The organism is Streptomyces sp. NPDC028368 (genome assembly GCF_055565615.1).
The window spans coordinates 374,925-395,026 of record NZ_JBVHTY010000002.1; the positions used below are offsets into that span (position 1 = coordinate 374,925).

Annotated in this window: 17 protein-coding genes; 8 read left to right on the forward strand and 9 right to left on the reverse strand. The window is 71.8% G+C overall.

All coding sequences use genetic code 11. The features are described from left to right. Positions 1–122: 122 nt before the first annotated feature. The 4 genes from sucB to ACZ4S3_RS05200 all read right to left on the reverse strand — a co-directional run bounded on the left by sucB (position 123) and on the right by ACZ4S3_RS05200 (position 6,168). Positions 123–1,859, reverse strand: coding sequence for a 2-oxoglutarate dehydrogenase, E2 component, dihydrolipoamide succinyltransferase (gene sucB, locus ACZ4S3_RS05185; RefSeq protein ID WP_467925902.1), 1,737 nt, complete (start codon positions 1,857–1,859; stop codon positions 123–125). Positions 1,860–1,912: 53 nt separating this feature from the next. Continuing rightward, positions 1,913–3,301: a dihydrolipoyl dehydrogenase gene (gene lpdA / locus ACZ4S3_RS05190; protein WP_467925906.1), complete on the reverse strand. Its 1,389-nt coding sequence runs from the start codon at positions 3,299–3,301 to the stop codon at positions 1,913–1,915. 342 nt (positions 3,302–3,643) lie between these two features. Then, positions 3,644–5,179 carry a leucyl aminopeptidase gene (locus ACZ4S3_RS05195; RefSeq protein ID WP_467925909.1) on the reverse strand — a complete coding sequence of 512 codons (1,536 nt, stop codon included), beginning with the start codon at positions 5,177–5,179 and terminating at the stop codon, positions 3,644–3,646. 194 nt (positions 5,180–5,373) lie between these two features. Beyond that, a complete protein-coding gene (locus ACZ4S3_RS05200) occupies positions 5,374–6,168 on the reverse strand; it encodes an adenosylcobinamide-GDP ribazoletransferase (RefSeq protein WP_467925913.1) in 795 nt (264 codons plus the stop codon). A gap of 85 nt (positions 6,169–6,253) precedes the next feature. Between ACZ4S3_RS05200 and ACZ4S3_RS05205 the strand changes: the two genes are divergently transcribed. Then, positions 6,254–6,991: a hypothetical protein gene (locus tag ACZ4S3_RS05205; protein WP_467925917.1), complete on the forward strand. Its 738-nt coding sequence runs from the start codon at positions 6,254–6,256 to the stop codon at positions 6,989–6,991. Here the strand turns inward: ACZ4S3_RS05205 and ACZ4S3_RS05210 are convergent. The 4 genes from ACZ4S3_RS05210 to ACZ4S3_RS05225 form a co-directional block, all read right to left on the reverse strand. Further along, positions 6,966–7,670, reverse strand: coding sequence for a hypothetical protein (locus tag ACZ4S3_RS05210; RefSeq protein WP_467925921.1), 705 nt, complete (start codon positions 7,668–7,670; stop codon positions 6,966–6,968). The genes ACZ4S3_RS05205 and ACZ4S3_RS05210 overlap by 26 nt on opposite strands. Positions 7,671–8,025: 355 nt before the next feature. Continuing rightward, positions 8,026–9,072 carry a nicotinate-nucleotide--dimethylbenzimidazole phosphoribosyltransferase gene (cobT, locus tag ACZ4S3_RS05215; RefSeq protein ID WP_467925925.1) on the reverse strand — a complete coding sequence of 349 codons (1,047 nt, stop codon included), beginning with the start codon at positions 9,070–9,072 and terminating at the stop codon, positions 8,026–8,028. A 53-nt stretch (positions 9,073–9,125) separates the two neighbouring features. After that, complete coding sequence (locus ACZ4S3_RS05220) at positions 9,126–9,791, reverse strand: class I SAM-dependent methyltransferase (RefSeq protein WP_467925929.1); 666 nt, start codon at positions 9,789–9,791, stop codon at positions 9,126–9,128. 77 nt (positions 9,792–9,868) lie between these two features. Then, complete coding sequence (locus ACZ4S3_RS05225) at positions 9,869–11,140, reverse strand: bifunctional adenosylcobinamide kinase/adenosylcobinamide-phosphate guanylyltransferase (protein ID WP_467925933.1); 1,272 nt, start codon at positions 11,138–11,140, stop codon at positions 9,869–9,871. A gap of 239 nt (positions 11,141–11,379) precedes the next feature. Here ACZ4S3_RS05225 and ACZ4S3_RS05230 point away from each other — a divergent pair, with 239 nt between their 5' ends. Beyond that, positions 11,380–11,589 (forward strand): hypothetical protein, encoded by a 210-nt coding sequence (locus tag ACZ4S3_RS05230; protein WP_467925938.1) that lies wholly within the window; start codon positions 11,380–11,382, stop codon positions 11,587–11,589. A gap of 56 nt (positions 11,590–11,645) precedes the next feature. On the opposite strand, the gene ACZ4S3_RS05235 is transcribed toward ACZ4S3_RS05230, so the two are convergent. Further along, the gene (locus ACZ4S3_RS05235) at positions 11,646–12,242 is read right to left on the reverse strand and encodes a DUF3043 domain-containing protein (RefSeq protein ID WP_467925942.1); all 597 of its coding nucleotides are present in this window, start codon (positions 12,240–12,242) and stop codon (positions 11,646–11,648) included. Positions 12,243–12,499: 257 nt separating this feature from the next. On the opposite strand from ACZ4S3_RS05235, the gene ACZ4S3_RS05240 reads away from it, so the two are divergent. From ACZ4S3_RS05240 to ACZ4S3_RS05265, 6 genes are all read left to right on the forward strand, one after another. Then, positions 12,500–13,297: a PspA/IM30 family protein gene (locus tag ACZ4S3_RS05240; RefSeq protein ID WP_467925946.1), complete on the forward strand. Its 798-nt coding sequence runs from the start codon at positions 12,500–12,502 to the stop codon at positions 13,295–13,297. A 92-nt stretch (positions 13,298–13,389) separates the two neighbouring features. Continuing rightward, a complete protein-coding gene (gene pspAA / locus ACZ4S3_RS05245) occupies positions 13,390–13,668 on the forward strand; it encodes a PspA-associated protein PspAA (RefSeq protein ID WP_467925950.1) in 279 nt (92 codons plus the stop codon). 97 nt (positions 13,669–13,765) lie between these two features. After that, on the forward strand, positions 13,766–15,043 hold the full coding sequence (locus tag ACZ4S3_RS05250) for a sensor histidine kinase (protein ID WP_467925954.1): 1,278 nt from the start codon (positions 13,766–13,768) through the stop codon (positions 15,041–15,043). Positions 15,044–15,192: 149 nt separating this feature from the next. Then, the gene (locus tag ACZ4S3_RS05255; protein WP_467925958.1) at positions 15,193–15,879 is read left to right on the forward strand and encodes a response regulator; all 687 of its coding nucleotides are present in this window, start codon (positions 15,193–15,195) and stop codon (positions 15,877–15,879) included. A gap of 158 nt (positions 15,880–16,037) precedes the next feature. Continuing rightward, positions 16,038–19,232: an efflux RND transporter permease subunit gene (locus tag ACZ4S3_RS05260; protein ID WP_467925962.1), complete on the forward strand. Its 3,195-nt coding sequence runs from the start codon at positions 16,038–16,040 to the stop codon at positions 19,230–19,232. 307 nt (positions 19,233–19,539) lie between these two features. Further along, positions 19,540–20,085: a hypothetical protein gene (locus ACZ4S3_RS05265; protein WP_467925964.1), complete on the forward strand. Its 546-nt coding sequence runs from the start codon at positions 19,540–19,542 to the stop codon at positions 20,083–20,085. Positions 20,086–20,102 lie beyond the last annotated feature (17 nt).

Consider the following 20,102-nt stretch of genomic DNA (forward strand, 5'->3'; position numbering starts at 1 on the left):
ATCCGGCAGACGGGAGGGGATCCGGCAGAAGGCAAAGGGGTCGGGAACGCGCAAAAGGGCCGGCCCCGGCTCGTACGAACCGGGGCCGACCCCCTGGCACACCTACGGATTGCCCGCCGGAATCAGAGACCGATCTCGGTCTCGAACTCGGCGGCCTCCAGGATCTGCTTGACCGTGGTCAGGTAGCGGGCGGCGTCCGCGCCGTCCACCAGACGGTGGTCGTAGGAGAGCGCGAGGTAGGTCATGTCGCGCACCGCGATGGTCTCGCCGAGCTCCGGGTGGTTGATGACCACCGGGCGCTTGACGGTGGCGCCGATGCCCAGGATGCCGACCTGGTTCGGGGGCACGATGACCGTGTCGAACAGCGCACCGCGCGAGCCGGTGTTGGAGATGGTGAAGGTCGCACCGGACAGCTCGTCCGGGGTGATCTTGTTGCTGCGGACCTTGCCCGCCAGCTCCGCCGTCTTGCGGGCGATACCGGCGATGTTGAGGTCGCCCGCACCCTTGATGACCGGGGTCATCAGGCCCTTCTCCGCATCCACCGCGATACCGACGTTCTCGGTGTCGAAGTAGGTGATGGTGCCCTCGTCCTCGTTGATCCGGGCGTTGACGACCGGGTGGGCCTTCAGCGCCTGGACAGCGGCCTTGACGAAGAACGGCATCGGGGAGAGCTTGACGCCCTCACGCGCCGCGAAGGCGTCCTTGGCCTTGTTGCGCATCCGCATGATCTTGGTGATGTCCACCTCGACCACGGAGGTCAGCTGCGCCTGGCCGTGCAGGGCCTTCATCATGTTGTCGCCGATGACCTTGCGCATCCGCGGCATCTTGACGGTCTGACCGCGCAGCGGCGACACCTCGAGGGCCGGAGCCTTGGAGGCGGCGGCCGGAGCGGCAGCGGCCGGGGCGGCGGCCTTGAGGGCCTCCGCGGCGGCGATGACGTCCTGCTTGCGGACCCGGCCACCGACGCCGGTGCCCTTGACCGTGGCGAGGTTCACGCCGGTCTCCGCGGCGAGCTTGCGCACCAGCGGGGTGACGTACGCGGCCTCCTCACCCGCGGCCGGAGCCGGGGCGACCGGGGCGGCGGCGACCGGAGCCGGCGCGGGGGCCGGAGCGGGCGCGGGAGCCGGGGCCGGAGCGGCCGGGGCGGGCGCCGGAGCAGCAGCGGCCGGAGCCGGAGCCGGGGCAGCGACGGGGGCCGGCGCGGCCGGAGCCGGGGCCGGGGCGGCCGGGGCCGGGGCGGCGGCCGGAGCCGCACCCTTGGCGCCGATCACGGCGAGCTTGGCGCCGACCTCGGCGGTCTCGTCCTCGCCGACAACGATCTCCAGCAGCGTGCCGGAGGCCGGCGCCGGGATCTCGGTGTCGACCTTGTCCGTGGAGACCTCCAGCAGCGGCTCGTCGGCCTGGACCTCCTCGCCGACCTCCTTCAGCCAGCGGGTGACGGTGCCCTCGGTGACGCTCTCGCCGAGCGCCGGAAGGACGACGTCAGTACCCTCGGCGCCGCCCGCGGGGGCGGCAGCGGGGGCCGGGGCCTCGGCCACGGGGGCCGGGGTGGGCTCGGGCTGCGGCTGGGCCGCGGGGGCCTCGACAGCGGCCGGGGCCGGGGCGGCAGCCGGCGCACCGGTGCCGTCGTCGATGAGGGCCAGCTCGGCGCCGACCTCCACCGTCTCGTCCTCGGCCACCTTGATGGAGGCCAGGATGCCGGCGACCGGTGCCGGGATCTCGGTGTCGACCTTGTCGGTCGACACCTCGAGCAGCGGCTCGTCGGCCTCTACGCGCTCACCCTCGGCCTTCAGCCAGCGGGTGACGGTGCCCTCGGTGACGCTCTCGCCGAGCGCCGGCAGGGTTACGGAAACCGCCATGGTTTCGGTTGCTCCTATCGAATGTGCGGATGTGGTCGCGCCCGGGACTGGGGTCAGTCGTGGGAGTGGAGAGGCTTTCCGGCCAGGGCCAGGTGGGCCTCGCCGAGAGCTTCGTTCTGCGTCGGGTGCGCGTGTACGAGCTGCGCAACCTCGGCCGGCAGGGCCTCCCAGTTGTAGACCAGCTGGGCCTCACCGACCTGCTCGCCCATACGGTCACCGACCATGTGGACGCCGACCACGGCACCGTCCTTGACCTGGACGAGCTTGATCTCGCCCGTGGTCTTGAGGATCTTGCTCTTGCCGTTGCCCGCGAGGTTGTACTTGAGAGCGACGACCTTGTCGGCGCCGTACAGCTCCTTGGCCTTGGCTTCGGTGATGCCCACCGAAGCGACCTCGGGGTGGCAGTACGTCACGCGCGGCACGCCGTCGTAGTCGATCGGCACGGTCTTCAGACCGGCCACCCGCTCGGCCACCAGCATGCCCTCGGCGAAGCCGACGTGCGCGAGCTGGAGGGTGGGAACGAGGTCACCGACGGCCGAGATGGTCGGCACGTTGGTCTGCATGTACTCGTCGACCAGGACGTAGCCGCGGTCCATCGCGACGCCCTGCTCCTCGTAGCCCAGGCCCGCCGAGACCGGCCCGCGGCCGATCGCGACCAGGAGCAGCTCGGCCTCGAAGGTCTTGCCGTCGGCGAGGGTGACCTTGACGCCGTCGGCGGTGTACTCGGCCTTGTCGAAGAAGGTGCCGAGGTTGAACTTGATGCCGCGCTTGCGGAAGGCCCGCTCCAGCAGCTTGGAGCTGTTCTCGTCCTCGACCGGGACGAGGTGCTTGAGGCCCTCGACGATGGTCACGTCGGTGCCGAAGGACTTCCACGCCGAGGCGAACTCGACGCCGATGACGCCGCCGCCCAGGACGATGGCGGACTTCGGCACGCGGTCCAGCTTCAGCGCGTGGTCCGAGGAGATGATGCGGTTGCCGTCGATCTCCAGGCCCGGCAGCGACTTCGGCACGGAGCCGGTCGCCAGCAGCACGTGGCGGCCCTGGATGCGCTGGCCGTTCACATCGACGGAGGTCGGGGAGGACAGCCGGCCCTCACCCTCGATGTAGGTCACCTTGCGGGAGGCGATCAGACCCTGCAGGCCCTTGTACAGGCCCGAGATGACCTCGTCCTTGTACTTGTGGACCGCCTCGATGTCGATGCCCTCGAAGGTGGCCTTGACACCGAACTGCTCACTCTCGCGAGCCTGGTCGGCGATCTCACCGGCGTGCAGCAGAGCCTTCGTGGGGATGCAGCCGTTGTGCAGGCAGGTACCGCCGACCTTGCCCTTCTCGATCAGGGCGACGTCCAGGCCCAGCTGAGCCCCGCGCAGGGCAGCGGCGTAACCACCGCTACCGCCTCCGAGGATCACTAGGTCGAAAACGGTGCTGGCGTCGTTCGCCACGTCACGTCCTCCATGCATGGGTACGCCGGAGCCGGTCTCCAATGACCGGACGGCGGCTGTGGTTCGGCCGCTTTGATTTCGGCCCTGGGTAAGGGGGGCCCTGTCCTGCCGAGAACCCATCTTCGCACTTGTTGAACACGGACGGGACGGCGGGCCGGGCCCGGGGACTGCCGAGGGGGCGCCTCAAGGGGGTTACCGGGGCGTACGGACGTACGGATTTCGTTGAGGGCGAACGGATCCGCGCGGGGTGGGGACGGGAGAGAGAAATCGCACACCTACGGCCCCGGGCGGTGAGCCCGGGGCCGTACGGACATAAACGGGCAAGACGGGGCGGCGGGCCGCTCAGCCGAGGTCGCCCGCGGCCGTCCGCTCCGCCAGCCGCACCAGGGTGCGCACCGCGGAACCCGTACCGCCCTTGGGGGTGTACCCCCAGGGCGCGCCCTCGTGGAAGGCCGGGCCCGCGATGTCCAGGTGGGCCCAGGTGATGCCCTCGCCGACGAACTCCTTCAGGAAGAGCCCGGCGACCAGGCCGCCGCCCATCCGCTCGCCCATGTTGGCGATGTCGGCGACCGGCGAGTCCATGCCCTTGCGCAGGTGGCCGGGCATCGGCATGGGCCAGGACTGCTCGCCGACCTCCTCCGCGATCTCGTGGATCGAGGTGCGGAAGGCGTCGTCGTTGGCCATGATCCCGAAGTGGCGGTGGCCCAGCGCCAGCACCATCGCGCCGGTGAGGGTGGCGACGTCCACGATCGCGTCCGGGTTCTCCTCCGAGGCGCGGGTCAGCGCATCGGCCAGGACCAGGCGGCCCTCGGCGTCGGTGTTGAGCACCTCGACGGTCTTGCCGCTGTACATGGTCAGCACGTCACCGGGGCGGGTGGCGGAGCCGGAGGGCATGTTCTCGGCGAGCGCCAGCCAGCCGGTGACATTGACCTCCAGGCCCAGCCGGGCGGCGGTGACGACCGCGGCGAAGACGGCGGCCGCGCCGCTCATGTCGCACTTCATGGTCTCGTTGTGGCCGGCCGGCTTGAGCGAGATGCCGCCCGAGTCGTACGTGATGCCCTTGCCGACCAGCGCGAGGGTCTTGGTCGCCTTGGCGTGCGTGTGCGCGATCCGCACCAGGCGCGGCGGGGCCTCCGAGCCCTGGCCGACGCCCATGAGCCCGCCGAAGCCGCCCTTCTTGAGCGCCTTCTCGTCCAGCACCTCGACCTTGAGGCCGAACTCCTTGGCGGCGGCCTGCGCCTCGGCCGCGAAGGACTTCGGGTCGAGGGCGTTGGAGGGGGTGTTGATCAGGTCGCGGGCGCGGTTGATCTCCGCGGCCAGTGCCTGCGCGCGCTCGGCGGCGGCCTTGAACTCCTTGTCGCGGGGCTTGGCGCCGAGGATCGCGGCCTCACCGAGCGGCGTCGACCTGGCGTCGTTCTTCTTCGCGCTCTTGCCGTTGCCGTTGCTGCGGAACGCGGTGAAGGTGTAGGCGCCGAGCAGCGCGCCCTCGGAGACCGCGGCGGCCGCCTCGGCGTCCTCGACGGGCAGCGCGAAACCGGCCTTCTTGGTGCCGGTCAGCGCGCGGGCGGCGCTGCCCGCGGCGCGCCGCAGCGCCTCGTTGCCGTAGCCGTCGCCCTTGGCCGGGGCCTCGCCCAGGCCGACCGCCAGCACGACCGGTGCCTTGAGGCCGTCCGCTGCGGGCAGTTTGGTCACCTCGCCCTCGGCACCACTCGCGCCGAGGGTCTCCAGCACGGCGGCGAGCTTGCCGCCGAAGGCCTTGTCCACGGCCTCGGCGCCGGGGGCGACAACGACGCCCTTGGCGCCCTTGGCCACGCCGACGACGACGGCATCCGCACGCACCGTTGCGGCGGAAGAAGTACTGAGGGTCAGTGCAGTCACGGTGATGAGAGTCCTGTTCCGTCCGGGAATCCTTGTGCGCTCTGGGCGCTGCTGCGGCCGAGCCTACGCTCGGCGACGCCACGAGACCCGGGTGTTGCCGCACCGGCCGGTGACGGTGCGTCGGCACCTGGCCGGTACTTCCGGTGAACCGGCGCCCGGCACGGGAGAGTTGGCCCGCCGTCGCTCCCGCCCGTTCAGCCCAGCGCGAGGACCACCAGCGCCGCGAGCCCGGCGCTCTCGGCGAGGGCGCCGAACACATCGCCGGTCACCCCGCCCAGCCGCCGCCGGCAGTGCCGCAGCAGCAGTTCGCCGGTCCCGAGCCCGAGCAGCGCCGCGAGCGCGGCGTGCAGCGCGCCGTACCCGCCGAACACGCCACCCGCACCCGCGCACAGGGCGGTGACCAGCGCGGCGCACAGCAGCGCGGCCCGCCCCGGAACGGTGCCCGCGACCGCCGCGCCCAGCCCCTCCGGCCGGGCCGCCGGCACGCCCGTACGGGAGGCCAGGGTCAGCGCACACCGGGCGGTGACCCCCGCGACGGCCGCCGCCACCACGCCCCGCGCCCAGCCCTGCCCGTACAGCTCGTACAGCGCCGCCACTTGGGCCAGCAGGGTGAACACCAGCGTGATGACCCCGAACGGGCCGATGTCCGACTGCTTCATGATGCGCAGCGCGTCCTCGGCCGGTTTGCCGCTGCCCAGGCCGTCGGCGGTGTCGGCGAGCCCGTCCAGATGCAGGCCGCGGGTGAGGACCGCGGGGACGGCGGCGGTGCCGGCCGCGGCGAGCAGCGGGCCGCCGCCGAGCAGCAGCAGCGCCCCGCCGAGTGCGGCCGCGAACACTCCGGTGACCAGCCCGGCCAGCGGTGCGCAGAGCATGCCGCCGTGGGCCGTCTCCCGGTCCCAGCGGGTGACGCGTACCGGGAGCACGGTCAGCGTCCCGAACGCGAACCGCAGGGCGTCGGAGGGGGCGGGGCGGCCGGGGGCGTCGCTCATCGCGGCAGGCTATCCCGCGCCCTCCGACGCCGAATTCCCCGCCAATAGCCTTAAATTGCCCTTACGGGACAAAGGGGAGCGTGGGATGGGTCACTGGTGGTACCGCAACATCGTCGAACCGGGAAAGCTGCCACTGCTGCTCGCCCTCGCCTCCTTCGTGCTGACCTTCGTGGTGACCCGCGCCATCACCCGGCTCATCCGCGCGGGCAAGGGCCCGTTCCGCAACATCGCGTCCGGCGGGGTGCATGTCCACCACGTCGTGCCCGGCGTCGTCCTGATGGTCATCGGCGGCTTCATCGCCCTCGCGGGCGGCCACCGCGGCTTCGGCTCCGGCGTCGCCGCGGTGCTCTTCGGTATGGGAGTCGGCCTGGTCCTGGACGAGTTCGCGCTGATCCTCCACCTCGACGACGTGTACTGGAGCGAGGAGGGCGCCAAGAGCGTCGAGATCGTCCTCCTGACCGTCGCCCTGGTCGCCCTGATCCTCGGCGGCTTCCTGCCGTTCGGCGTCAACGAACTGAGCCCCGCCGAGACCCAGGACCGCTTCCAGGTCGTACGGACCGTGGGCCTCAACTTCCTCTTCGCCCTGATCGCCCTCGTCAAGGGCAAGGGCAGGATCGCGGTCCTCGGGGTGTTCGTGCCGTTCGTCGCGCTCTTCGGCGCCGTCCGGCTGGCCCGCCCCAACTCGCCCTGGGCCAGGCGGTTTTACCGCAACCGCCCCAAGGCGCGGGCCCGCGCCACGGTCCGCGCCTACCGCCACGACCGGCGCTGGTCGGCCCTGCGCCGCAAGGCCGAGCACCTCATCGGGGGTGCTCCCAGCCGCTGACGCGCTGCGCGCCCAGCGGTTTGCCCGGCCGCCACATCTCCCACACCCCGCACAGCATCAGCACCGCCAGCACCGCCGCGATGTGCTCCTTGCCCGCCAGGTTGCTCTTGATGAACACCACCTCGTAGACCATCGCCGCCACCACCACCGCGCAGGTGAACCACGCCCGGTAGCGCCAGCACACAAAGATCGCCAGGCCCACCACCGCCGCCGACGGGCCGGTGTCGACGACGTACTTGTCCGCGTCCGGCAGCCCGATGGGGGAGCCGGGGCCGATCCAGAGCCCGATCCGCGCGTACATCGTCCCGGCGAGCGTGGCCAGATAGGCGACCGCGAACATCTGCCGCCAGCCCACACAGATCTCGGCGAGCCCGAAGACGACCAGTATCTGCGCCAGCGCGCCCCACACCGGCAGGTCCAGGGCGGGCACGAACAGCGACAGGGGAGTACGCAGCAGCGCCAGCCAGAGATGCTCATAGGCCTGCACGGACCCGATGTTCTGGACCGGTCGGTAGCCCCAGGGCTGGTTCTGTACGACCTGCACGGCCAGCGTCAGGCACACCGCGGTGACCGTCATCGGAATCGCCCGCAGTTTCTTCGCGGCCAGCGCGGACCACCCCGTCCGCAGGAGCGGACCCCACTCGGCACGCGCCACGCGGCGCAGGGCCGGCTCGGTCATCTGCTGTTCTCCAGGTGCTTGCGGCTGCGCCGGTCCGGCGGGCCGGGTGCGCGGCCGCCGGGTGTGAGGTGGATGCGCAGCACATCCATGCTCTTGTCGTTGAGCATGTACCGCAGTTCGCCTATAGGGCGGTATTTCGCCCGAGCGCGCGCGAGCGAGCCGGGCCGCATGCCACGCCCGAAGACGGCGCGGCACCTCGCGACGTTCGGCGCGAGGTGAGTGATCTTCGCCTCTTTGGTCACTCGGCGGCGCAAGGCGGCCTTCGTCCGTACTCAAGCGACATCCCCCGATAAAACGTATGAAGCATGATGCCCAAGGGGAGCGCCACCGGCCGGCCGCCGTCGGCCGGCGCCGTTCAGTCGCGTACGGGCAGTTCCGCCGCCAGGGCCGCGGCCGCCTGCACCAATGGCAGGGCGAGCAGCGCCCCGGTCCCCTCACCCGCTGTGACGCCGTGATCGAGCAGGGGGTTGAGCGCGATCCGGTCCAGCGCCTTCGCCTGCGCCGGCTCACCGCTCGCCTGCCCGGCGATCCACCAGTCCGGCGCCCGGAACGCCACCCGCTGCGCCACCAGCGCACAGGCCGCCGACACCACCCCGTCCAGGATCACCGGCGTCCGGCGCACCGCACTCTGCAGCAGAAAACCGGTCATCGCCGTCAGATCCGCGCCGCCGACCGCCGCCAGAAGCTCCAGCTGGTCGCCGAGCACCGGCCGGGCCCGCCGCAGCGCATCCCGGACCGCGCCGCATTTGCGCATCCACGCCAGATCGTCGATACCGGCGCCGCCGCGCCCGGTGACCACCGAGGCGTCCGTGCCGCACAGCGCCGCGATCAGCGTGCTCGCGGCCGTCGTGCCGCCGACGCTCAGATCGCCCAGCACCACCACGTCACAGCCGCCGTCCGCCTCTTCGTCCGCGACGGCCATCCCGGCCCGGAACGCCGCCTCGGCCTCCTCGGCACTGAGCGCGTCCTCGACGTCGATCCGGCCGCTGCCGCGCCGCACCCGGTGCCGGGTGACCTCCGCCGGCAGCTCACCTGCATCGCAGTCCACCGCCATGTCGACGACCCGCAGCTGCGCACCGGCGGCCCGCGCCAGCACGGCGGCCGGGCTCGCCCCGTCCAGCACATCCCGTACGAGATCCCTGGTGCCACCGGCCGGCCGGGCCGAGACGCCCAGTTCCGCCACCCCGTGGTCGCCCGCGAACAACAGCACCCGCGGCTGCTCCAGAGGCCGCACCGGCACCTGCTGCTGCACGGCGGCCAGCCACTCGCCCAGCTCGTCGAGCCGGCCCAGCGCACCCGGCGGCACGGCCAGGCGCGCCCGCCGCTCCTCGGCGTCACGGCGCGCACCGCCGTCCGGGCGCTCGATCAAGTGGGCGAAGTCATCGAGGTTCAGGGCGCTCATTGGGCGCAGATTACCGGCAATGCGTTCGGCGTGTGCCGGGGTTACGGGCGTCCTCAAGCCCCCCGGGCGGAGCGCACGCCCACGGCGGCCCGCCGCCCGCGCGCCGCGAACCGCACCTCGCACACCAATGGCGCCAGCCCCCGCAGCCCCAGAACCCGCGCCCGGCACACCGGGACCTCCCGTACCGCCGCGATCGACGGGTGCGCGCTCGCCACTTGGGGCAGCTGCGTACGGTCCAGCCCCCAGCGCGGCGGACCGGGCGGCCGGCCGGCCGCGTGCGCGGCGCCCCACCGGGCCAGCGCGGTCACCCGCCGCGACAGCGCGTCAAAGACCAGCGCCCCGTCGGGGAACCGCTCCGCGCAGGCCCCCAGCAGGGCGCGCACCGCCTCCGGCGACAGCCGCATCAGCACCCCGGGCGCCATGACGACGACCCCCAGATCCGGATCCCGTACCGCGTCCAGCCAGCCGTGGTCCGCGGCGGCGCGGGCGACCGTACGCCGCCGGGGACCGTCCGGGAGCAGCATCCGGCGCACCGCCGCGATCTCCGGGGGCTGCACCGTCAGCCAGTTCAGCCGCCCGTTGTCCAGCCGCCAGAACCCGGTCCCCAGCCCCTCGCCCAGCGCGACCACCGTCGCCTGCGGGTGCTCGCGCAGATAGGCCCGTACGACCGCGTCGAAGGCGCCCCGCACGCCGCCTTCGCCCGGCCCGGATCCGTTCACGCCCCAAGAGGTCACGTCCCAAGAGCACCCGCCGCCGCGCCCCCGGGCAAGCGGACACGGGCCGGGCGGCGCCCGCGTCATCCGCGCAGCGCAAGCGCCTGCCCCGCGACGACCAGCAGCACCTGCTCGCACTCGGCCCCGAACGCGGCGTTCAGCCGCCCGAGTTCATCGCGGAACCGGCGTCCCGCCGCACTCGCCGGCACGACCCCGGAGCCGACCTCGTTGCTGACCGCCACCACCGGCCGACGCGTCGCCCGCACCGCCGCGACCAGCGCATCGGTCCGCTCCCGCAGCTTCCGCCGGCCGCTCGCCTCCCACGCCTCGTCGTCCCACGCCCCGACCTCGTCCATGGCATGCGTCAGCCACAGCGCCAGACAGTCGATGAGCAGCGGCGAGGCCTCGGCACCCCGCCGGGCACCGGGATCCGCACCGGCCCCGCCCTCTGCCGTGCCCGGCCTCCCCGCCTCGAGCAGCGGCACCAGATCGCAGGTCTCCACGGTCCGCCAGCCCGCCGGGCGCCGCTCACGGTGCAGCGAGATCCGCTCCGCCCACTCCGTATCGCCCTCCCGCGTCCCCCCGGTCGCCACGTACACCACGTCCGGGAACGAGGCCAGCCGCCGCTCCGCCTCCGCCGACTTCCCGCTCCGCGCCCCGCCCAGCACCAGCGTGCGGCGCGGCAGATCCGGTACCGCGTGATACTCGCCGACCACCAGCGAGGAACCGTCCGGCACGGTGCGCGCGCCCGCCGCCGCGAGCCTGCGGTGCAGCTCGGGCCCCGGCGGCGCATCGTGGTCGATGTGCACGGCGACCACATCGGTCGCTGCGTCCACCGCACCGCTCGCCCGCAGCCGCGCCAGAGCGTCCGGCCGCTGCAGTACGTCGAGCAGCACCAGGTCGAACGGGCCGCCGCCGGAACCGTTGCCGTTGTCCAGCCCGGCCGGTGACGCCCCCGGCGGCAGATACAGCAGCCGCTCGCCCTCGGTGCCGGTGATCTCGTACCCCGTACCCGGGATGTCCACGGCGATGGCCTTCACCCGGTGGCCGTCCAGCAGCGCCAGCTCCCGCCCGTCCGCGACCCGGCCCGGCGTCGGCAGCCCGGCCGGCACCTCCAGCGTGGGCCCGTCGTGCGGATGCGAGAGCAGCACCTGGCGCACGCCGGCCAGGGAGGTGCCCGCGCGGGCGGCCGCGAAGGCGGGGCCCGGCGTCAGGTCGATGAGCAGCGCGCCGTCGATGAGCAGCGCGGTGGCCGCCCGGGTCGCGTCGCCGACGGAGGCCGCGCACACGGCACACGGGCAGTCGGGGCGCGGCAGCCCCTGAGGGGCGCCGGTACCGAGGAGAGTGAGTTCCACCCGGCGATTTTCTCGCGTTCGGGCGCGCTCAGCGCGCGGGGGGCCTCTCGACACGGCCATTCCCGTGCGGAGGGGTGGGCCGGGGCACGAGCCGTTGGTGGTTTCCCCTGGTTGTCGGGGGCATGCTCCCGGCGCCGCTATAGGCTGCGGAGCAGCACGCGAGCACGGTGCGGCGGGGCGTGCCCAGGGGCGTTCCGCCGTGGCACAGACACGTACCCGGTGGGATCCAGGAGGCGCACATGGTGTGGACGTGGCGGTTCGAGAAGGCGGACGGTACGGAGACGGCGCCCGCCGTGGAACCGGAGGAGTTCACCACGCAGGGGGACGCGGAGTCCTGGATCGGCGAGGTGTGGAAGGAACTGCTCGACGGCGGGGCGGACCGGGTCACGCTCTTCGAGGACGGCACCGAGATCTATCAGATGAGCCTGGCGGCCGCCGCCGAGGGCTGAGCCGCACGCGGCACCGTGGTGCCCGCCGGCGGCGGGCACCACGGTCCGGATGACCGTTACGGCCGCCGGCCGCGCTTGACCTGCGGCTTGGGCAGCCGCAGCCGCCGCATCTGCAGGGTGCGCATGATTGCGTACGCCTTGACGCCCTTGAGGTTCTCGCCGGGGAAGCGCTCCTGCAGCTGCTTGCCCAGGCGGAACCAGATGAACACCGAGTCCAGCACGATCAGCACGATGATCACGAGCCAGAGCAGCAGCGCGATGTTCTGGATCTGCGGCACCCGGATCATGGTGAGCACCAGGATGATCACCGCCATCGGCAGGAAGAACTCCGCGACGCACCAGCGCGAGTCGATGTAGTCACGGGCGAACCGGCGCACCGGTCCCTTGTCACGCACCGGCAGATAGCGCTCATCACCGCCGGCCATGGCCTCGCGCTGGCGGGCCATGTCCGCGCGCCGGGCCTCACGCTGCGCCTTCGCCGCGTCCTTGCGGTTGGTGGGCGTATGCGCGCGGGACCGGCGCTGCGACTGGGCGTCGCTGCGCTTGGGTGTCGGGCGGCCCTTGGGGGCCTGCGGGTCGCGGGGCTGCTGGGGCTGGTCCGCGGTCACCTTGGCGGTCGCGGCCTGCTCATCCTTCGAACGGCTTCGGAACACAGTGCCAGGGTACGTGCTGGCCGGGTGTGGGCCATGGCCGGAAGGGGAACGATCCGGCAACGGCACCGTCGGACGGCCCGTCCGGGCCCTCCCTACTCCCTGGGCGGGAGACGCCGGACTCCCTGATCGTCCTGCAGGAGGAGCGTATCCGGGCCCGAACAGTGCGGTAATGGAACCAAGGCCCGTACTGTGGGGTCTGTAGATGTGCTGGAGCCAATGCCCGATGTAACTCGGTCAGAAGGGGGCGCGCGAGGCCCATGAGCGGTGTCATGAAGCGGATGGGGATGATCTTCCGCGCGAAGGCCAACAAGGCCCTGGACCGGGCCGAGGATCCGCGCGAGACCCTCGATTACTCGTACCAGAAGCAGCTGGAACTGCTGCAGAAGGTGCGCCGCGGTGTCGCCGACGTGGCGACCTCCCGCAAACGCCTGGAGCTGCAGCTCAACCAGCTCCAGGGCCAGTCCTCCAAGCTGGAGGACCAGGGCCGCAAGGCGCTCGCGCTCGGCCGTGAGGACCTCGCCCGCGAGGCGCTCTCCCGCCGTGCCGCGCTGCAGCAGCAGGTCACCGACCTGGAGACGCAGCACCAGACGCTGCAGGGTGAGGAGGAGAAGCTCACCCTCGCCTCGCAGCGGCTGCAGGCCAAGGTCGATGCCTTCCGTACGAAGAAGGAGACCATCAAGGCCACCTACACCGCCGCCCAGGCCCAGACCCGGATCGGCGAGGCCTTCTCCGGCATCTCCGAGGAGATGGGCGACGTCGGCATGGCCATCCAGCGCGCGGAGGACAAGACCGCGCAGCTGCAGGCCAGGGCCGGTGCCATCGACGAGCTGATGGCGTCCGGCGCGCTGGACGACCCGTCCGGCATGGCCAAGGACGACATCACCGCCGAGCTGGACCGGCTGTCCGGCGGCACCGATGTCGAGCTGGAGCTGCAGCGGATGAAGGCCGAGCTGGCGGGCGGTCCGTCGGCCGGCAAGCAGGCCATCGAGGGCGGTCAGAGCGGTGCGGCCCAGCAGGGCCCGCCGCAGGACCAGCCGCGTTTCGACAAGCAGTGACGGCCGGCGGCGGTTAGCCTCGCAGGGACCCGCAGCCAGGGTCCAGGCAGCCGCCGCCGCAGGACAGCCGGACCGGACCAAGGGAGACCGTCGTGATCGTACGGATCATGGGGGAGGGCCAGGTGAAGCTGGACGATGCCCACTTCACCGAGCTCAACAAACTGGACGACGAGCTGCTCGCCGAGATGGAGAGCGGCGACAACGACGGCTTCCGGCGGACCCTCTCGGCCCTGCTGGACGCGGTGCGCCGCCTCGGCGAGCCGCTTCCGGACGAATCCCTGGAGCCGTCCGAACTGATCCTGCCGGCCCCGGACGCGACCCTCGACGACGTCCGCGAAATGCTCAGCGACGACGGCCTGATCCCGGGCTGACGGCCCGCGCCGGGCACCTCGCCGGGCACCTTCACTCCAGCGCACAACGGATGGCGCCCCGGTCCCCGGTGGGACCGGGGCGTTACCGTTTGCTCTTGTGACCTCCCTCGACGCCGGCCCCGACGCAGCGCCGGATGCCGTACCGGACGCCCGCCCGGCCGGCCGCTTCCAGTGGCACCGGGCGCATCCGCTCGCGTTCGACGCCGCCCTGGCCGCGGTCTTTTTCGTCGCGACCCTGTGCGGAGCGGTCGCCGATCCGCACGGCCCGCACGGCCCCCGGTTCGGCGTCCGCGAGCTGTCCGTGACCACCGTGGTCCTGGCCGGGCTCGCCTGCACCGCCCTCGTCGCGCGCCGCCGGTTCCCCCGTACGGTTCTCGCCGCCACCGGCTCGCTGACCGTCGTCGAGCTGATCGCCCGCTCCGGCGACCCCCGCGCCCCGGTCGCCTTCTCCGCCGTCCTCGCGCTGTTCACCGTGGCCTCCCGTACGGACCGGCCCACCACCTGGCGCGTCGGCGCGCTGACCGTGGTCGTGCTCACCGCCGCCGCGATGCTCTTCGGCGAACACCCCTGGTACGCCCAGCAGAACCTGGCGATCTTCGCCTGGACGGGCATGGCCGCGGCCGCGGGTGACGCCGTACGCAGCCGCCGGGCCTATATCGACGCCATCCGTGAGCGCGCCGAACGCGCCGAGCGCACCCGCGAGGAGGAGGCCCGGCGCCGCGTCGCCGAGGAGCGCATGCGCATCGCCCGCGAGCTGCACGATGTCGTCGCGCACCACATCGCGCTGGTCAACGTCCAGGCCGGGGTCGCCTCGCACGTCATGGACAACCGCCCCGACCAGGCCAAGCAGGCCCTCGCCCACGTCCGCGAGGCGTCCCGTTCCGCGCTGGACGAACTCCGCGCCACCGTCGGCCTGCTGCGTCAGTCCGACGACCCCAAGGCGCCCACCGAACCGGCCCCCGGCCTCGGCGTCCTGGACCAGCTCGTCGACGGCTTCGTCCGCGCCGGCCTGCCCATCGACCTCGAGATGCCGCCCGCGCCTCAGTCCCTGCCCGCCGCCATCGACCTCACGGCCTACCGCGTGGTCCAGGAGGCGCTGACCAACGTGCACAAGCACGCCGGCGACGGGGCCCGCGCCACGGTACGGATCATCCGCTCCGAGGCCGCGCTGACGGTGACCGTCCAGGACGACGGCGCGGACGGGGTGCCCCGGCAGCGGGACGAGGACACCGGCGGCGGCCACGGCCTGATCGGCATGCGCGAGCGGGTCTTCGCGCTGCGCGGCACGGTCGTGACGGGCCCCCGCGCGACCGGCGGCTTCCAGGTGCGGGTCACCCTCCCGCTGCACCCCGCCCGTACGGAAGAGACGGCGTGACGCGGGAGCCGGCACGACGCGGGCGACACGGTGACGCCACAGACACCGTGACGCCACAGACACCGTGACGCCACAGACACCAAGGCGCCACAGACACCATGACGCGACAGACGACATGACGAGACAGACGACATGACCGGGGAGACCGCATGACCATCAAGGTGCTGCTCGCCGACGACCAGATGCTGCTGCGCAGCGCGTTCCGGATCCTGGTCGACTCCGAGCCCGATATGCAGGTGGTCGCGGAGGCCTCCGACGGCGCCCAGGCCTACGAGCTGACCCGCACCAGCGGCGCCGATGTCGTCCTGATGGACATCCGGATGCCCGGCGTGGACGGCCTCGCCGCCACCCGCATGATCAGCCAGGACCCGGAGCTGGCCGCCGTCAAGGTGGTCATCCTGACGACGTTCGAGGTCGATGACTACGTGGTGCAGTCGCTGCGGGCGGGCGCCAGCGGCTTCCTGGGCAAGGGCGCGGAACCGGACGACATGCTCAATGCGATCCGTATCGCGGCCGCCGGGGAGGCGCTGCTCTCACCCGTCGCGACCAAGGGGCTGATCGCCAAGTTCCTTGCGCAGGGCGGCAGTTCGGACGACAACGGGCCGGCCGCCCGGGGCGCCGAACGGCTGGCCACGCTCACCGGCCGTGAGCGCGAGGTGCTGATCCTGGTGGCCGGCGGCCTCTCCAACGACGAGATCGCCGAGCAGCTGGCGGTCAGCCCGCTCACCGTCAAGACGCACGTCAACCGCGCGATGGCCAAGCTCGGCGCCCGCGACCGGGCCCAGCTGGTGGTCATCGCCTACGAATCGGGACTCGTACGCCCACGGGTGCAGTGAGGGTGTAGTTCCCCGTACTCCGAACGCGGTACGGCCGGTGACCCGAAACCGACCTGCGAGCGAGGAAAACCGGCCACGGCATGGCGGAAGGTGTAGGTGGGCCCGAGTGGCTCCCGCCGGCCTTCCCGACTTTTCTGAACAGAAGAGAGACCCCACCCATGTCCTGGCTGTCCCGACTCAGCCTCGTACAACGGGGCCTGATAGCGCTGATGTCGATCGTCGCGATCGCCTTCGGCGCCATCGCGATCCCGCAGCTCAAGCAGCAGCTCCTGCCCTCCATAGACCTTCCGATGGTGTCCGTGATGGCGCCCTATCAGGGTGCCTCGCCCGATGTCATCGAGAAGCAGGTGATCGAGCCGCTCGAGAACGGCATCCAGGCGGTCGACGGCATCAAGAGCGTCACGTCGACGTCGAGCGAGGGCTCGGGCATCGTCATGGCGCAGTTCGACTACGGCAATGACTCCAAGACCCTGGTCGCCGACGTCCAGCAGGCGGTGAACCGCGCCCGCGCGAAGCTGCCCAAGGACGTCGACCCGCAGGTGGTGGCCGGCGGTACGGACGACCTGCCCACCGTCGTCCTCGCGGTCTCCTCCTCCACCAAGGACCAGCAGACGCTCGCCGACCAGCTGAACCGCAGCGTCGTCCCGGGCCTGAAGAACATCGACGGCGTCGGCCAGGTCTCCGTCAGCGGCGTCACGGACCGGATCGTCGCGGTCACCCCCGACGACAAGAAGCTCGCCGCCGCTGGACTGAACGCCTCCGCGCTCGGCCAGGCGCTGGACGCGGGCGGCACGTCGGTGCCGGCCGGCTCGTTCCCGGAGAACGGCAAGAGCAAGACCGTCCAGGTCGGCGCCGGATACACCTCCGTCCAGCAGATCCGGGACCTGAGCATCGCGCCGGCCGCGGGCGCGGGCGGTGCGGGGGCGGGTGCCCCCGGCGGGCAGTCCGCCAAGCCCGTCCGCCTCGGTGACGTCGCCACCGTCAAGGAGGAGTCGGCCGCCCCGGCCTCCCTGACCCGCACCAACGGCAAGCCCAGCCTCGCCATCACCATGACGATGGACCAGGACGGCAGCGCGGTCGCCATCTCCGACGCGGTCAAGGACAAGCTGCCGGATATCCGTCAGGACCTCGGCAAGGGCGCCGAGGTCACGGTCGCCTCCGACCAGGGCCCGGCCGTCTCCAAGTCCATCGACTCGCTGACCACCGAGGGCCTGCTCGGCCTGATCATGGCGGTCATCGTCATCCTGCTCTTCCTCCTGAGCCTCCGCTCGACCCTGGTCACCGCGGTCTCCATCCCGCTCTCGGTCGTCATCACCCTGATCGTGCTGTGGACCGGCGACCTCTCCCTGAACATGCTCACCCTCGGCGCGCTGACCATCGCGATCGGCCGCGTCGTCGACGACTCGATCGTGGTTCTGGAGAACATCAAGCGGCACCTGGGCTACGGCGAGGAGCGCCGCGAGGCCATCCTCACCGCCGTCAAGGAGGTCTCCGGAGCGATCACCTCCTCCACCCTCACCACCGTCGCGGTCTTCCTCCCGATCGGCGTGGTCGGCGGCATGGTCGGCGCCCTCTTCGGCTCCTTCTCGATCACGGTGACCGTCGCCCTGCTCTCGTCCCTGCTCGTCTCGCTCACGGTCGTCCCGGTCCTGTCCTACTGGTTCCTGCGCGCCCCCAAGATCCCGGCCGGCACCACCCTCGACGAACTCCGCCGCCAGGCCGAGGAGAAGGAGACCAAGAGCCCCCTCCAGCGCCTCTACGTCCCCGTCCTCCGCTTCGCCACCCGCCGCCGGCTGACCAGCCTGCTCATCGCCGCCGTCATCCTCATCGGCACGTTCGGCATGGGCCCGCTGCTGAAGACCAACTTCTTCGACCAGGGCGACCAGGACACCCTCAGCATCAAGCAGGAGCTCAAGCCCGGTACGAGCCTGGGCGCATCCGACGCCCAGGCCAAGAAGGTCGAAAAGCTCCTCGCCGGCAACGACCTCATCGCGGACTACCAGGTCACCGTCGGCTCCTCCGGCTTCATGGCGGCCTTCGGCGGCGGCAGCGGCGCCAACCAGGCCTCGTACCAGGTCAAGCTGAAGAATTCCAAGGACTCCGGCAAGGTCACCGACGAGCTGCGGGCCGGCCTGGACAAGCTCGGCACGTCCATCGGCGACACCACCGTCACCGCGGGCGGCGGCGGCTTCGGCAACCAGGACCTGAGCGTGGTCGTCAAGGCCGGCGACGCCGACGTCCTCGACAAGGCCTCGGAGCAGGTCCGTAAGGCCGTGGCCTCCCTCGACAACGTCACCGACGTCCAGAGCGACCTCGCCCAGAGCGTGCCGCGGATCTCGGTCACGCCCAACGCCAAGGCGGCGGCGGCCGGCTACAACCAGGCCGCCCTCGGCGGCGCGGTCGCCCAGGCCGTCCGGGGCACCACCAGCAACAGCAAGGCCATCCTGGACGACACCGAGCGCGATGTCGTGATCAAGTCGGCCCACCCGGCCACCACCGAGGCCCAGCTGAAGAACCTGGCCATCCCGACCCCGTCGGGCCCGGTCAAGCTCTCCACCCTCGCCACCGTCAAGACGGTCCCGGGCCCGGTCCAGATGACCCGTATCGACGGCGCCCGCTCGGCGACCGTCAGCGCCAAGCCCACCGGCGACAACACCGGCGCGGTCAGCACCAAGCTCCAGGCCAAGATCAACGACCTGAAGCTGCCGGACGGCGCCACGGCGACCATCGGCGGCGTCTCCTCGGACCAGTCCGACGCGTTCTCCTCCCTCGGCCTGGCCATGCTGGCGGCGATCGCCATCGTCTTCATGCTCCTGGTGGGCACCTTCAAGTCCATCGTCCAGCCCCTGATCCTCCTCATCTCCATCCCCTTCGCGGCAACCGGCGCGATCGGCCTGCTGGTCGCCACCGGCACCCCGCTGGGCGTCCCGGCGATGATCGGCATGCTGATGCTGATCGGCATCGTGGTCACCAACGCCATCGTGCTGATCGACCTGATCAACCAGTACCGCGCCCAGGGCTACGGAGTCGTCGAAGCCGTCATCGAGGGCGGCCGCCACCGCCTCCGCCCCATCCTGATGACGGCCCTGGCCACGATCATGGCGCTGCTCCCGATGGCCCTGTCCCTCACCGGCAACAGCGGCTTCATATCCCAGCCGCTCGCCGTGGTCGTGATCGGCGGCCTGATCACCTCCACCCTCCTCACCCTCCTCCTCGTCCCGACGCTCTACGCGATCATCGAACTCCGCAAGGAACGCCGGACGAAGAAGAAGGCGGCCAAGCGCGCCAAGAAGGCGGGCACACCGGCCGAGGAGACCGGTTCCGAGCGGACCCCGGAGCCGGCAGGGGTGTGATCCCTGTCCGGTGACCCACCCTCAAGCGAGCCCCCCGCAGCCGTTTCCCTGGCTGCGGGGGGTTTTGCGTCAGCGGCATGGCAGGAGACGGCCCGTCCCGGCGCCGGCCGGGACGGACTGACCTGGGGTTTTGGCTTTCTCCCTGGAGAGCGTCGAGGAAGGCGGTCCAGGCGGGGCTCACGTCGACCCCGCCAACATCCCTCGCACAAGCGGGATGTGAGCACATCTCCGCAGGCCGGTGGATAGCCTGGCGCGCGACGAGGGCGCCCCTCGCCCTGCCCTGCCATGGTCCTGTGCGGAGACACCGTTGAACGACCCCACACCCCTGCCCATACCCGAGCTGGAGCTGCTCCGGAAGTTCGAGGAGCGCCATCCGGGAGAGTACGCAAACGGCTTTGAGTTGCATCATCCCGCCGCTTACGGCGGCACCACCGGAATCGATACGTGGTCGGACGACCCGGAGTTCCTCCGGGGCTTCATCGCCTTCGCCACCGCCAACGCGACCGGGTCGATCTACGCCCTCTGGCGGGCCGACGACCGCGCCGATCCGGCCGCACTGCCGGTCGTGGTGTTCGGGGACGAAGGCGGTGTCCACGTCGTCGCCCGGAACCTGCGTGAGCTGTTCCAGCTGCTCACCTGCGATGCCTGGATGTGGGCCACGATCGAGAGCGCCTACTTCTACCCCGATGACGAGGAGGAGCCCAGCGAGCGGCGCGAGGAATACGCGGCGTGGCTGAAGGAGGAGTTCGGCCTGGACCCGGTGGCCGATCCCGACGCGGTCATCGACGCGGCCCACGACGAGCTGGGCGGGGCGTTCGATGCCTGGATGCGGCGCTATGTGGCGGATTACTGAGGACCGCTGAGGACCGG

Bases quoted from the DNA above. Each gene is read 5' to 3' on its own strand.
- sucB (WP_467925902.1), bottom strand. From the start codon at position 1,859: ATGGCGGTTTCCGTAACCCTGCCGGCGCTCGGCGAGAGCGTCACCGAG.
- ACZ4S3_RS05200 (WP_467925913.1), bottom strand. From the start codon at position 6,168: ATGAGCGACGCCCCCGGCCGCCCCGCCCCCTCCGACGCCCTGCGGTTC.
- ACZ4S3_RS05205 (WP_467925917.1), top strand. From the start codon at position 6,254: ATGGGTCACTGGTGGTACCGCAACATCGTCGAACCGGGAAAGCTGCCA.
- ACZ4S3_RS05210 (WP_467925921.1), bottom strand. From the start codon at position 7,670: ATGACCGAGCCGGCCCTGCGCCGCGTGGCGCGTGCCGAGTGGGGTCCG.
- cobT (WP_467925925.1), bottom strand. From the start codon at position 9,072: ATGAGCGCCCTGAACCTCGATGACTTCGCCCACTTGATCGAGCGCCCG.
- ACZ4S3_RS05230 (WP_467925938.1), top strand. From the start codon at position 11,380: ATGGTGTGGACGTGGCGGTTCGAGAAGGCGGACGGTACGGAGACGGCG.
- ACZ4S3_RS05240 (WP_467925946.1), top strand. From the start codon at position 12,500: ATGAGCGGTGTCATGAAGCGGATGGGGATGATCTTCCGCGCGAAGGCC.
- ACZ4S3_RS05255 (WP_467925958.1), top strand. From the start codon at position 15,193: ATGACCATCAAGGTGCTGCTCGCCGACGACCAGATGCTGCTGCGCAGC.
- ACZ4S3_RS05260 (WP_467925962.1), top strand. From the start codon at position 16,038: ATGTCCTGGCTGTCCCGACTCAGCCTCGTACAACGGGGCCTGATAGCG.